This window comes from uncultured Lactobacillus sp. (assembly GCF_902491705.1).
Taxonomy (GTDB): domain Bacteria; phylum Bacillota; class Bacilli; order Lactobacillales; family Lactobacillaceae; genus Lactobacillus.
Genome location: NZ_CABUIW010000001.1, coordinates 70,913 through 84,988 on the forward strand (window position 1 = coordinate 70,913; position 14,076 = coordinate 84,988).

13 protein-coding genes and 1 other annotated feature are annotated in these 14,076 nt (G+C 34.9%); of the genes, 9 read left to right on the forward strand and 4 right to left on the reverse strand.

The window, feature by feature from the left end:
* Positions 1-29: 29 nt before the first annotated feature.
* Complete coding sequence (gene cls, locus RDN22_RS00325; protein WP_308554768.1) at positions 30-1,520, reverse strand: cardiolipin synthase; 1,491 nt, start codon at positions 1,518-1,520, stop codon at positions 30-32.
* A 134-nt stretch (positions 1,521-1,654) separates the two neighbouring features.
* Between cls and RDN22_RS00330 the strand changes: the two genes are divergently transcribed.
* On the forward strand, positions 1,655-2,158 hold the full coding sequence (locus tag RDN22_RS00330; RefSeq protein ID WP_308554770.1) for an SLAP domain-containing protein: 504 nt from the start codon (positions 1,655-1,657) through the stop codon (positions 2,156-2,158).
* A gap of 114 nt (positions 2,159-2,272) precedes the next feature.
* Positions 2,273-3,154, forward strand: a complete 882-nt coding sequence (locus RDN22_RS00335) for a PPK2 family polyphosphate kinase (protein ID WP_308554772.1) — start codon at positions 2,273-2,275, stop codon at positions 3,152-3,154.
* A 67-nt stretch (positions 3,155-3,221) separates the two neighbouring features.
* Here RDN22_RS00335 and RDN22_RS00340 read toward each other — a convergent pair whose 3' ends face one another.
* Positions 3,222-5,495 carry an HAD-IC family P-type ATPase gene (locus tag RDN22_RS00340; protein WP_308554774.1) on the reverse strand — a complete coding sequence of 758 codons (2,274 nt, stop codon included), beginning with the start codon at positions 5,493-5,495 and terminating at the stop codon, positions 3,222-3,224.
* Positions 5,496-5,623: 128 nt separating this feature from the next.
* On the opposite strand from RDN22_RS00340, the gene RDN22_RS00345 reads away from it, so the two are divergent.
* The 7 genes from RDN22_RS00345 (at position 5,624) to RDN22_RS00375 (ending at position 10,483) form a co-directional block, all read left to right on the forward strand.
* Positions 5,624-6,481 (forward strand): LysR family transcriptional regulator, encoded by an 858-nt coding sequence (locus tag RDN22_RS00345; RefSeq protein WP_308554776.1) that lies wholly within the window; start codon positions 5,624-5,626, stop codon positions 6,479-6,481.
* Complete coding sequence (gene citX / locus RDN22_RS00350) at positions 6,481-7,017, forward strand: citrate lyase holo-[acyl-carrier protein] synthase (RefSeq protein WP_308554778.1); 537 nt, start codon at positions 6,481-6,483, stop codon at positions 7,015-7,017. The genes RDN22_RS00345 and citX overlap by 1 nt, the downstream gene beginning before the upstream one ends.
* A gap of 103 nt (positions 7,018-7,120) precedes the next feature.
* Complete coding sequence (gene eis / locus RDN22_RS00355) at positions 7,121-8,287, forward strand: GNAT family N-acetyltransferase (protein WP_308554780.1); 1,167 nt, start codon at positions 7,121-7,123, stop codon at positions 8,285-8,287.
* Between the two features lie 18 nt (positions 8,288-8,305).
* Complete coding sequence (locus RDN22_RS00360) at positions 8,306-8,467, forward strand: hypothetical protein (RefSeq protein ID WP_308554782.1); 162 nt, start codon at positions 8,306-8,308, stop codon at positions 8,465-8,467.
* A 1-nt stretch (position 8,468) separates the two neighbouring features.
* The gene (locus RDN22_RS00365; RefSeq protein ID WP_308554784.1) at positions 8,469-9,071 is read left to right on the forward strand and encodes a LysR family transcriptional regulator substrate-binding protein; all 603 of its coding nucleotides are present in this window, start codon (positions 8,469-8,471) and stop codon (positions 9,069-9,071) included.
* A 98-nt stretch (positions 9,072-9,169) separates the two neighbouring features.
* Positions 9,170-9,709 carry a hypothetical protein gene (locus RDN22_RS00370; RefSeq protein WP_308554786.1) on the forward strand — a complete coding sequence of 180 codons (540 nt, stop codon included), beginning with the start codon at positions 9,170-9,172 and terminating at the stop codon, positions 9,707-9,709.
* Between the two features lie 111 nt (positions 9,710-9,820).
* Positions 9,821-10,483 (forward strand): antibiotic biosynthesis monooxygenase, encoded by a 663-nt coding sequence (locus RDN22_RS00375; RefSeq protein ID WP_308554788.1) that lies wholly within the window; start codon positions 9,821-9,823, stop codon positions 10,481-10,483.
* A 101-nt stretch (positions 10,484-10,584) separates the two neighbouring features.
* On the opposite strand, the gene brnQ is transcribed toward RDN22_RS00375, so the two are convergent.
* On the reverse strand, positions 10,585-11,946 hold the full coding sequence (gene brnQ, locus RDN22_RS00380; protein WP_308554790.1) for a branched-chain amino acid transport system II carrier protein: 1,362 nt from the start codon (positions 11,944-11,946) through the stop codon (positions 10,585-10,587).
* A 58-nt stretch (positions 11,947-12,004) separates the two neighbouring features.
* Positions 12,005-12,249: a binding site (T-box leader), on the reverse strand.
* A 451-nt stretch (positions 12,250-12,700) separates the two neighbouring features.
* Complete coding sequence (locus RDN22_RS00385) at positions 12,701-14,062, reverse strand: aspartate kinase (protein WP_308554792.1); 1,362 nt, start codon at positions 14,060-14,062, stop codon at positions 12,701-12,703.
* Between the last annotated feature and the right edge of the window lie 14 nt (positions 14,063-14,076).

Consider the following 14,076-nt stretch of genomic DNA (forward strand, 5'->3'; position numbering starts at 1 on the left):
TTAAAAGCGGCATTTTTGATATTATTGCGTTAAAAGATAGGTGAAAGAAGTCTTGAGAAGTATTGCTTAAACTTTAGCCATGATGATTGTTTATCAAAGTATTCATTAGTCAAAAGAGTACATTGTTCAAGATCTTTTTCGAAAATCTCTTTAAGTTGTTTAGTTAAGACAGGATTGTAGTTAAAAGAGTTTACTTCAAAGTTCAAAGTGTAACTACGGAAATCTTGGTTAGCAGAACCGACAGAAGATATATTAGAACCACTTACCATAGTTTTAGCATGGATAAAGCCATCATTGTATTTATAAACTTTAACGCCATGTGCAACTAAATATTTAGCATAATATTCTGTAGCACGATAAACAAATGGGTGATCTGGCATACAAGGAATCATGATTCTTACATCGACACCACTGTTTGCGGCAATGATTAATGACTCCAAAATTGAATCTTCAGGAATTAGATATGGCGTTTGAATATAAACGTACTTTTTGGCACCAGCAATAATCCCTTCGTAGCCGCGACGAATACCGTAGCGTTGATTATCAGGACCCGAAGAAACGATTTGCATTGCGACATTGTCGTCTGAATTAAAGTCTTTACGGTCAACTGTGAAGCTTTTAAGTTCACTTAATTCAAATTTAGGTAAGTCAGTTCTTCTAGTTGAAGTATTCCAGTCCATTGCAAAACGAACTTCCATCAAGATTGGTGATTGCCCAACTACACGCAAATGCGTGTCTCTCCAGTGACCGAACTTCTTTGATTGGTTAACATATTGATCGCCAATATTGAAGCCACCGATGTAGCCAATTTTATGATCGATGACCACCAATTTACGGTGAAGGTGGTAGTTAAGGCGGGGTGTAGTGAACCAGTGCTTTTTAGAAGTTGAAATGAATGGTTGTGCTTCACCGCCTAATTCTCTTAAATGATCGAAAAATGAAGGCTTAGTGCCACGTGAGCCTGAAACATCGTATACTACACGAACTTTAGCACCATTTTTAGCAGCTTCTTCAAGAGCGGCTAAAACGCGGTGTCCTAAGTTATCAGCATAAAAAGTATAGAACTCTAAACTGACAGCTTCTTTAGCATTTTTAATGTCTTTAATCATTTGATCAAAAAGTTCAGGTCCATCAATATAGATCTTAACGTGATTGTCAAAAGTCAAAATGGCATCGTCATTATTTAAGTTGAGTTCTGATAGCATTCTGGCACGTGGAACCCGTTCTTTTTCAGGGAGGAGGTCATGCTCTTCTAATAACTTCTTTTGCTGATTTAGATAGTGAATGCGTGTCTTTTGTTGTTCTTCTTGAATGGCAAAAATTTCATCGTGTGATAGTTGTCGTCCAAAAAATAGATAAAGGATGAAACCAATACCTGGTAAAATTGTTAAAACAAGCATCCAGGCCCAAGTAGAAACTACACTTCGGCGACTTCTAAAGACCGTCCATACTGCAAAGATGACGTTAATTATCCATAGGACTTCTAGTGTTCGCCTAATAATATCCCAAGTTAAAATCATAAAAACTCTCCCTTATATTTCATTAATAGTCATTTTAGCAGATGTGAAGAAAAAAAGGACTCAAACTTTGCCAACATTTGCTAAAATAGAAGGGGAAAGAGTAACAGATAAATTTCTTAACGGGGGTAGAGACTATGTTGAAAAGAAAAATAATTTATCTTGCAGGCTTAGCCATGGTTGCAGCTGGTTTAGGAGTTGCTACCAACAATCAAGTAGCAAATGCTGCTGTTACCAATCCAATTAGACAAGGCAATAAGTTGAATTTAACTAGAAGCACTTATGTTTACGATAGAAATGGCATGAGAATTGGCCGTTTAAAGAAGGGAAACAAGTGCAAGATTCACGTAATTAAAGTAATTAATGGTAATACTTACGTTAAAATCGGTAAAAACAAATTTGTGAAGCAAGAAGCTTTTTTACCATATATTAAATCTGCTGTTAGAGTAGAAAATGTCATTAAGAAAACTTCATATCTTTATGATGAAAATGGTGAAAAGATTCCAGGCAAGTTCATTAAGCGTGGCACTAAAGTAGATTACTTGGGTCACAAGGAAATTAATGAAAAGCCATTTATCAAGATTGGTGATGGCGAATATGTTAAGGCGTTCAATGTTTTAACTATTATGATTACTGATTAAGACATATAGAAAGAGACGATGAAATTAATCATCGCCTTTTTTCATTGTCAAAAATGCTAAATAATGGTTATTTTCCCTTTCTGAGCTTAAAGTAGTAACAAGGAAGGTGACAAGATGGATATAAATCAATATTGCTATACTGAAAATAATTTTAAAATTTCGAAGGCACCAACTTTTGTTAAAGATTCTAGTAATGATTTAAAGAAGATTAAAAAGCAGGTCAAACATAATGTTAAGCATATTAGAAATGCACAAGAAAAGATGAATGCTCGTCATAAATATGGTGTTTTAATTGTGCTTCAAGGAATGGATGCAGCTGGTAAAGATAGTTTGGTCAAACATATTCTAGAGGGTGTAAATCCTAGTGGATTCAATGTGGCTAGTTTTAAGACGCCAACAGCTGAAGAACTAAATCATGATTTTCTTTGGAGAGTTAATCAAAAACTCCCGCGTCGTGGACAGATCGGTATTTTCAATCGTTCATACTATGAAGATGTTCTAATCTCACGTGTTCACCCATCGATTGTGTTGAATAATAATCTGCCAGATATCCATTCACTTAATGATGTAAATGATGAATTCTTTGAAAAACGTTATCAAGATATTCGAAACTATGAGCAATATTTGACCAATGCTGGATACTTAATTTTGAAGTTCTTCTTACATATTTCAAAAGATGAACAAAAACGTCGCTTCATGTCTCGAATTGAAACTCCTGAGAAAAATTGGAAGCTATCTGCTGCAGACATTAGAGAAAGACAATATTGGAATAAGTATCAGATGGTTTATGAAAAAGCAATCAATGCCACTGCTACGAAAGAAAATCCATGGTATGTTATTCCAGCTGATGATAAATGGTATTCGCGTTTGATTGTTTCAAATATTTTGACAGAGCAGTTAGAAAAACTTCCGCTTGCTTATCCAACAATGACAGAAAAGCAGGAAAAAGAATTACAGATTGCTAAACAACTTTTGCAAGATGAAGATAAGTACTAAAAATATGACATCAAAAAAGCCAGTAAATCTTAAGCATGATTTACTGGCTTCTTTAATTTAATAGAAATTATCTATTTTTCATTACTGGTTGGTAAACTAAGTCAATCAAGACAGCTGCAATTACTGCAACAACTACTGTGATTAACAAGTTTTGCCAGCTAATTTGTACCATTGCCAAACCACAAAGGGCTAAGATAAATGTTAATGCAACGTCAGCAATTTGAACGATACCAACAAGCTTTGATGGGTAATCTTGCCAGAAGTACTTGCGAGTTCTAGTAATTAATACGATTAACATAGCACTAAGAACTAAGTAAACGTAGACCATCGTTGAAATTGCACCATGACTCCAACCATGAGTGTTTAAGTACCAAACAAAGATGAAGCCGATAACGGTCCAGCCTGCAGCAAGTGAAAAGGCAATCTTAGCTAATTTAGCCATATTCCAATTTTCAGGCTTGTAAGTGATATGAGTTCTATCTGTACCGATCATCATGGTTACCATGTTGTTCATGATAGTGTAGATAACCATTGCGTTCAGTGCCATTGGAATGTAGTTAAAGAATAAGTAGCCAAAGGTTAAAAGCATTGTCAATTCAGCAGTTCTAGCAAGTTTAGTCAATGACCAAGTAGTCATTCTTTGGTAAACTCGGTGACCAGCATCCAAGATCTTAACAATTGATCCTAAGCCGTCATCTAAAAGTACCATCTTACCTGAACGCTTAGCAACGTCGGCAGCGTTTGAAACGGCAATACCAACTTCAGCTTGTTTCAAAGCAGGTGAGTCGTTAACACCATCACCAGTCATACCAACGATGTAGCCTTTTTCTTGGAAGAATTTAACCATGTTAAGCTTATCTTCTGGTAAAACATCTGCAATACCAGCTAAGTCGTCAACATTAGTATCCTTATTAAAGTCATGAATTGAGATAACTTTACCAGTTAAACCAACTTCTTCAGCAACAGCTTCAGCAGTCTTTTGGTTATCACCAGTTAACATAACAGGACGAATGCCACGCTTTTTAAGTTCTGCTAAGGCAGCTTTAGAGTCTTTTCTTACTTTATCTTGCAAGATGAAGACACCAGCTAATTGATCGTCGATTAAAACAGCAACTGAACGACCAGCCTTAAAGTTAATATCCTTAATCTTTTCATCCGCATTTTTATCAATTAAAGATAATTGCTTGAATGAACCTAACTTAACGTTGTGTCCATCAACATTTGACATTGAGTAACCAGTATCAGATGTAAATGGGACGAAGTTTTCTGATGTCATAACAGGAATATTGTTTTCTTTTAAGTATTCATCGATAGCTGTATCAATGATTCCTGCATTTCTCTTATCAGTTGCGCTACCTACTAAAGCTAATACGTCTTTGTCAGGTAAATCGCTTAAATCAGTCCAACTAGCAACAGCAGTCTTGTTTTCTGTAATTGTTCCAGTCTTATCAAGAAGCAATAAGTTCAAGTTAGCGGCATCTTGGATACCAGTTAAATCAGAAGTTAAAACTCCTTCTTTACTTAAGCGAGTTGCTTCAAATGAGTTGGATAAAGCAAATGTTGATGGCATCGCTACTGGAATAGAAGCAATGAACATCATAGCAAGGAATGGCAACATGTTAATAAATGTGTTGAAATTGCCACCCTTAAAGAATGAAGCAATGATGATAACTAAAGTAAGAACACCGTCAAGCAAGCAAAGGTAGTAGATGATCTTAGTCAACAATTGTTGCAAGTGACCTGGTGCAGCAGAATTGTTGATTAAGTTAATAGTCTTACCACTTCTTGAATTCTTACCAGTTGCAGTTACTACTGCTAAGCCATCGCCTTCAACAACAGTAGTACCAGCATAAGCAGTATCGTTAACGTGCTTTTTAACTGGCTTTGATTCACCAGTGATTGAACTTTCATCACATGCGATACTGCCGTCAACTAATTTAACATCGGCAGCAAGAACATCCCCACGTTGTAGAGAAATCAAGTCGCCTTTTACTAATTGCTTAGAATCAATTTTGATCCATTTTCCATCACGTTTAACAGCAACTGTAGGCGTTAATTTGTGTGAAATTGTATTTAAAACACGACGAGATTGCTTTTTCTTAGATGCTCCGTTAAATGCCGCAAATAAAAGCATTAATAAAACAAATAAAGATTGAATCCATTTGCCTAAAATACATTCAAGGATTAATGCACCTTCAAGAATCCAGGCAGAAAGGTTCCATAACTTAGATAGAAATTCCTTAAAGAAATTATATTCTGGTTCAGGAACTTCATTAAGACCATCTTTTTTAAGACGTTTTTCGGCTTCAGCTTGAGTTAAGCCTTCAAATTTCTCAGCCATTTTTTCTCCCTCCAAATCTTCCTTAATTAAATTAGCATATAAATTGCTTAGATTAAAATACTAAAATAAAATATATGGTATAAAATTTTTTAATATCACTGGATGCTAAATTAAAAAGGATAGATTGAATGAATATTAAACAGTTACGCTACTTTCTAGTGGTGGCAGAAGAAAAGCAAATTACTTCGGCGGCTAAAAGATTATATATTGCTCAGCCTCCACTTAGTTATCAGTTAAAACAATTAGAAAAAGAATTAGGTGCGCAATTATTCAAAAGAACTGCGCATGGAATGGAATTAACAGATGCGGGTCAAACTCTGCAAAGTTATGCGAGTGAAATTTTATCACTAGCGCAGAATGCGGAAAATCAAGTGCGTAAAACGATTTCTGGTGAATTAGGAACCATTGCAATTGGCATTGCTTCTTCTTCGACTGGACTTATTCCAATGGATTCGTTTAAGGAACTAACACGTTTTTATCCTGAAATCAGTTTTGATATTTATGAAGCTAATACTTTTGGCATTATTGATAAATTAGAAAAGAAAACGATTGATTTGGGGATAGTACGCACACCGTATAATCGTAATGGCTTGAATGCACGCAATTTGACTACAGAAAGAATGATGGCAGTAACTGTTGATCCAAAATTTAAAGGTAAAAAAGAATTGCGTATCAAGGATTTGGCTAATCAGCCGCTAATTATTTACCGCCGCTTCGAAGCCATTTTTAATCAGACCTTTGCTCATCATGGCATTAAACCTTTTTATGCAGTTAAATGTGATGATTCGCGAACTGCAATTACTTGGGCCAAAAGAAAGATGGGCTTAGCGCTTGTCCCAGAATCGATTGCCACTACTTATGCTAAAGATGAGATGATTCCAATTAACCATGCTAATTGGATAACGCACTTGCAGCTAGTTTGGCGCAAGGATAAGCAAGTTACGCCGTTGATGAAAAAGGTTATAATGAGTTGCGGTGATCAATAATGAATATTTTTAATGAAGGAAAAGAGCAAAATATTGCGCAAGTTTTAGATAGTAAAGATCGACGCGTAGCTTTGCAACAGAAGATTTTTGCTAAATATCCTGATCAAATTTTAGTTGACGTTAATCTGAATATTCCAGGTCCAATTAAAAATAACCATTATTTGGAAAAATTGTTTAATTATGGCATTAAAGGGCTGGAACAAAGCTGGACTGAATTAGGTTATTCCTATAAGTTAGTAGCTTATTTAGATGAAGATACGGGATGCGAAAACTTTTATATTTTAAATTTACCAATTAAAGTAGTTAAGCAAACAACAATTAAGTTTGAAGATCAAACTGAGCTTGGTAGATTATTTGATGCAGATGTTTTGGTTAAGGATAAAAATGCGGCAATCTCTCGGCGAGATTTAGGAGAAGAGCCACGTAAATGCTTTATTTGCAATAGACCGGCTAAAGAATGTGCTCGTTCTAGAAGACACTCTGTTTCAGAAATGCAAAATTATATTTCTAACTTATATACAAAATATGTAAAATGAGGTGGGAAATCCATCTCTTTTTTTACTTTTTAATACGATGAAAAATGATTTAAAATAAATGATGGATAAAATTATAGATATATATGTTTGATAGGGAAGATTAATGAAATTAGAAAAAAATCAAGAGAATTTAAAGCAAATAGCTTCATTAGTTAAATATGCTTTTATAAAGGATAACGATCTGCTTCATGATAATAATTTCATGTCTCGCTACAATCACAGTGATGGATATGGCTATTTTAATAATGATAAATTAACTAGCTATATTATGGTGAATAAATTTAAGAGTGAGATATTTGGTCACCATGTGCTAATGGCAGGAATTGGCTATGTGGTTTCATATCCAGAATATCGTGGACAAGGTCATATCTCTAAGTTGATTTCAGAGATATTGCATGATTTACACGAGCAAAATATTCCTTTTGCTAACTTGGCTCCATTTTCTGAGAGTTTTTATCGTCGCTATGGTTTTAGCAACAGTATTTATCAAAAAGAGTATCGTTTTTCTGGGGATGTTTTAAGATCATTCAAGATGCCACGTGTTGGTCATATTGTTCGTGGCAAGTGGGATGACTTGATGGTTCAAAATGGAGTAATTCAATTATATGAAAGACAGCTTCATACAGATGATGAGCGTAATACGATGATCCGTGAAGCTTGGTGGTGGAACAGACTTGACACATATTACCATAACCGTAATATTGCAGTTTACATTGATGGTGACAGTCGTCCAGTCAGCTATTTAATTTACCGTATTCATGGCGATGAATTTTTAGCTGATGAATTGTATTCCATTACAGCTAAAGGTCTGATCTATTTATTTGGCTTTATGGGTTCTCATGCTGGTGCAATCAAAAAATTTCGGATGATTTTGCCAGAAAATTCATTAAGTGGTGAGCTTTTCCCAGAACAGAATCAATTAAGAATAAGCCTACGTCCATATATGATGAGTCGCATTATTGATTTTGCTGAAATTGCTTCTAAGATGAAGCCACTTCAAGAAGGTACATTTAATATCGAAGTTAATGCGGATGATCAATGTCCATGGAATATTGGTATTTGGCAAATGACTAATAAAGATGGTCAAGTTTCCTGCAAGCAGATAGATGATGCATTGGTAGACTTTTCTGGTTCAATTACTGCTTGGACACAAGTGTTTTTAGGTAGACTAACCATGAAAGAAGCTGTTAAACTAGGTTTGATTATGGATTATCGAATTAAAAAGTTAGAATTCAGAAAAGGCGAAGTCTCGTTTTATGATTATTTCTAAATAAAGAAGGTATTTAAAATGAGTAGAGAAAAGAAAATAGACTTATTAAAGTTCTTAGGAATCATTGTTAGTGGTATTAATGTCGTAATTTCTTTAATGATTATGCTTAACAAGTATCAAATTAGAAGAGATAAAAAGCAATTAGCAGATGAAGGCCATGCACCATTAGGTGAGGATTAGTATGGAGCAATTAAAGGTTGCATATTTTAACCAGTTAGGTCGAAAAGAATTAGATCAGGCTAAAAGTGAATTTGAGCAAGATACCGGCGTTAACGTTAAATTAATTGGTGCAGGTTATGATGAAGCTTTTGAAAAATTGGCAGATCATGAAGTTGATTTAGTTATTGCTGATAAGCGTGATGAAGATCATGATTTTAAGCAAGAAGATCTTGTTCAAGTTGGCGTAATGGCAATTTTGCCTAAAGGCAGCTACCAAAGTGGCATTCAAATGGTTGATAAGTCAAACTTAACTGATTTAACTTGCTTTATTGTAGCTAAGCCAGAAGAAGAAGCGGCAGAGCTGCATTTATATAAGGATCTTTATCAAATTAAGAGTCCATTTATTGCGTCTAATTCTGTTGAAGAAGCAGCTTTACTTGTGGCATCTGGTTCAGGATACTTTTTGATAAATGAAATTGCGGCTAATTTAATTAAGAATGATTCATTGCAAAGATTGTTTTTAATGGATAATGATAAAATGATGCGTCAAACAATTAGCGCATTTTATAATGAAGATAATCCATTTATTGAAAAATTCATCGAAATTTTAAAAAAAGAATATTAATTTTAGCAAGTGGGGATGTACCACTTGTTTTTGTATAGATAAATACTGTAAAATTAATTATGAAAACGGATGCAAACTATTTCTGGAGATGATTTTTTATGCTTAGAAAAAATATATTACCTTTAACATCAATGGTACTTGTTTTAGGGTTGAGCGGATTAAGTACACAGGTTGAACCTGTTAAGGCTTCAACTTATGGTAATGGTGCTGTAGTTACTGTGCCTAAAAAGATGCAAGGAACATGGTATTCATATGACCGTGATGCTCATGATGGTCAAAAAATTACTTTTGGCGCTCACACTGTAAACGGCAAGCTCATTTATGTCCAAGATAAGAACGTAATCAGTGATTACTTCAACGGCAAAATTGAAAATCAAAAGAAGTTTGATCAAGTTACTAAAAATTGGATGTCTGGTAAGACTACCAAAATGAAGAATGACACTTTCTACGAGATTGATCCATGGATTACTTTTGAAAAGTGGAGTCTTTATAGAGTAACGCCACAGACTATTAATGGTAAAAAACATAATATCTTGATTTATACAAGTAGATATGATGGCGGCAATTACTATAGAAGCAAGAAGCTTGCCAAGCAAATGAAAGATTACAAATTTGAAAAGGTAAATTACACAATGTAATGAGCATCCCTGAAGAAGGGATGCTTATTTTTTGACTAAAATAAAATTTTTCTGTACTTTTTTAATAAATTAGTTCATTATGTTGAATAAAAAGACAAGTGAGAGAATGCAATGAGATTAAAACAAGCACCTATTTTACGCCTATATAAATTAGAAACTGATCCTAAAGATCATCAAAAGTATGTTCAAGCTGGTAAAGACAATATGATTACCTCAATTCAAGATGAGTCAGGCACATTGTTTATGCAAACAGGACATGAAGATGAAGGCACAAACTATGTGTTTGAATGCTACCAAGACTTGGATCAATATAATGTTCATGTAAATTCACCACAATACAAGGCTTTTGCTGAAACAGTGGCCAAAATTTTAACTAATCGAGTAAAGGTAGAATTGCAGCCAGAATTTATCGCAACTAGTTCAGAAAAAATTGCTACAGTTGAACCAGCAGATTATGTAGCTTATTTAACAGAAATCGGTGTTGGCTTTGACAAGGGCGACGAATTCGCTCACGGTGTATTAAAAGAAATGGAAGCCGCTGTTAAGCAAGAAGACGATATTTTAACAATGATTGCAGGTACAGTGAATGATCAACCAAACGAATGGTTATCACTAGAAGTATACAAGAGCGAAGAAGCTTACGAAAAGCATACTGAAACTAGCTACTTTAAGAACTACCTTAAAGAAACAAAATACTGTGTTGAAAGTAAAGCTTTGCACAAGATAAAACCAGATGTACTTGCAAGTCAAGGTGAAATTTTATATCGTCCTTAAAATAATGCTGGGCAAAGATGTCTATATCCTGTAAAATATAGGTAGAGTCAAGTCTAATGCATACCAAAAAAGAGTCACTTTTAAAAGTGGCTCTTTTTGTCTTAATCTGTAACTGTAGAATAACTTGCTCTTTTAATGAAATGAATAATTAATCCGATGATTAATCCGCCAAGACTGAAGCATAACCAGCTAAAGCCGATATCAAACATAGGCAAGTAATGTTGTGCGTATGAGAGAATATTTTGGATAACCGGCATTGAATGTAATGGGTCAGGTAAAGCATTAATCATATCAAATAATGCAGGAATTAAAGTTAAGGCAGTAGTTATTTTATAAACAATTGGATCGTTTTTAAATAAAGGTGAGAGAATACCTAAGATAACCAGTGAAATTGCTAATGGGTAAAGAAGCATTAAAACTGGAGTTGACCAGCTGATGATTGTGTCTAAGCCCATGTTGGCAATAATAAATGACAAGAGACAGTTAATTGCTAAAAATGTCTTGTATGAAATCTTAGGGAAACGTTTATGGAAGTCTTGAGCAAAGGCAACAACTAATCCCATAGCAGTGGTGATACAAGTAAGCGTAGTGATTGTAGCAATCAATGCATCCCCAGCAGTACCTAAATAGTGATGTGAAATTTGAGCTAAAGCAGTACCACCGTTTGAGCTTAATTTGAAATCATGCAAGCTTGTTGCACCAAGCCAAATCAAACCGATGTAGAGAATAGCAATGCCTAAGATGCCGAAAAGACCGCTTTTAACAGTAGTGATGGCAACGTCTTTTTCTCTCTTAAAGCCAAGAGCGCGAATAGAAGTAATAACAGTGATTCCGAAGGCTAAGGCTGCTAGACAGTCCATTGTGTTGTATCCTTCTAAGAATCCATTAGTAAATGCGTTATTAGCATATGCGGCAGTGAAGGCTGTATCTTTAGCTGCGCCCATAGGGTTTAAGAAGGCTAAGAAGAAGATTAAGAATAATAAAATTAGGAAAATAGGATTTAGAATTTTTCCAATTAAGTCAGTGATTTTGGCTTCTGTAGCTGAAAGGAAAAATACGATGCCAAAGAAAATAGCAGAAAAGATGAGCAAACCTATTTTGTCCATGTTGCTAGGTAGAAGTGGGGCGATACCGATAGTATAAGGAACGGTAGCCGTTCTAGGTGTAGCAAATAATGGGCCTAAGGTAGCATGAATTAAAATTAGAAAAATTAAGGCGTATTTTTTGCCAATTGGCTTAGCTAGTTCAAAAATTCCGTGTGAATGGGTAATACTGATGGCAATTATTGCCATTAATGGTAATAGGCTACTAGAGATTAAGAAGCCACTACTCGCTGAGAGCCAGTTTTTGCCGGCTAATTGTCCTAGGTGAACAGGGAAAATTAAGTTACCGGCTCCGAATAGCATTCCGAAAATTAGGGATGCAATAATTATAGTTTTACGAAAAGAATTAGATTTATTCATTTTGTTCATCCTCTCTGTGGTTATCACCATGAAAAAAGGCGCCCCTTAAGCAGATTGCTTAAAGGACGCCTTTTTGCGTGTTACCACCTTTTATTTACATTATTATCGCTAATAATGCCTTACGCGTACGTGAAAAAATCAGATACGTTGGTGCGGTAACGGGCACTCCCGTCTAAAACTTCCATTAGGTCGCTTTAGTCACTCATAGATTACTTTCAATTGTCTTGATTTATACCTGCTTTCACTGTCTCAGGCTCGCTGACTAAATTGATGACAATTTACTCTTCTATTCATAGTGTGTAAAAATTCTTGTTGTTAAGTAATATACAGGATAGTTTTGGTTTCGTCAATAAAAATTTTGATAGATTTAGGTCTGATGCTGATAGCTATAATCAAAATTATGTAAAGTAAGCGTAAAAATAAAAATACTTGATCATTTGATCAAGTATCGTCGAGGGAAAATATTAAATTAATTAATAATTGTTTGAACGATTGATATTTTCACGTTTTCTAACTTTAACTGGGGTGGGAGCTTTAATTAAAACAGAGCTGATAGCCATCAGGCCTAAAACAAACATAATAGATAGAAGTATTTTAATCATGAAACTTCATTCCCTTCAATTAATATACCGTAACTATATCAATCAAATGTTAAGAATTTATGTCCTAAACTTAAGGTATTGTTTAAGAAAAATATAAACGAAAAAAGCAGAGAAAACATCTCTACTTTTTTACATGCGCTAAATTATGTAAACTATCTATTCTCTATGAAGTTTTCGTAAATTGTCTTGATAACTGCTTCTTCGTCTTGGCGTTTTGTTCCAATCATAATAGAAATTTGTGAAGCACCCTGATTGATCATTTGAATTGAAATATTCTTTTTACCAAGAGGATAGAGAAGACTGGCACAAAGGGTAAGCTTATCTTTCATCCCTTCGCCCACCACCATAGTAATTGCGTAGTCATCAATCCACTGCATTTGGTCTGGCTCTAAGCTTGTCTGAATCTCGTTACAAATAACGTCAATTAGTTGATCACTAAGTGCATCCTTTTTGAAAATAATGGTTAAATCATCAATACCAGATGGCATGTGTTCATATGACACATGATGACGATCAAAGATCTCCATTAATTTCAAAGTAAATCCAGCACCTTTGTTTAACATGTATTTTCTAAGATAAAGAGCAGCAAAGTTTTTGCCACCAGCAATTCCTGTAATTGTATGCTTAGGAACAAAGCCGTCTTCAGGAACGATCAAAGTGCCAGGCTTTTCCGGATCATTAGTGTTTTTGACGTTAACAGGAATTTCACCCTGAATTGCAGGGATGAGCGCTTCATCATGAAAAACTGAAAATCCAGCATAAGATAATTCTCGCATTTCTCGATAGGTCATTCTTTTAATTGGCTTTGGATGATCTACAATATTAGGATTTGCGGAGAAGATAGCATCAACATCGGTGAAGTTCTCATATAAATCCGCATTTAAGCCTTTAGCTAAAATAGCACCTGTAATGTCGGACCCACCACGTGAAAAGGTGGCAATATGGCCTGAAGGAGTGATTCCGTAGAAACCAGGGAAGATGATTCTTTCATCATCGTTAATCTTTACTCGCTTTAAATTAACGTAAGTTTCAGGATTTACTTCAGCGTTGTTAGGAGTACCGGTAACGATTAAGCCAACGTCCTTTGGTTCAAGAAAACGTGTTTTGATTCCTTGATGTTGCAAAATTTTAGAAATTAAAATTGCATTTAATCGTTCGCCATGAGCCTTAAAGGTAGCCATACGGTAGTCTGCATTAGGATAATCTAATTGTGGCAAGGTTAAAAGCAGACGCTTAATTTCACTTAGTTCTGATTCAGGCAAATCAAAATATTGAGCAATTAGTTCATAACGTTTAAAAATTTTATTAGCAATATCTTGATAATTGTTGCTTCTCAAGCTGGTGTAGGCATAGGTGATTAATAAATCAGTAACTTTAATATCGTCATCAGTTCTTTTGCCAGGCGCAGATACTACGATGACTTTACGCTGAGAATCAGCCTTAATGATATTTAATGCCTTATCGACACTGTTTCCAGAGGCTAAAGAAGAGCCACCAAATTTAACAACTTTCATGTCTATCCCTCTCA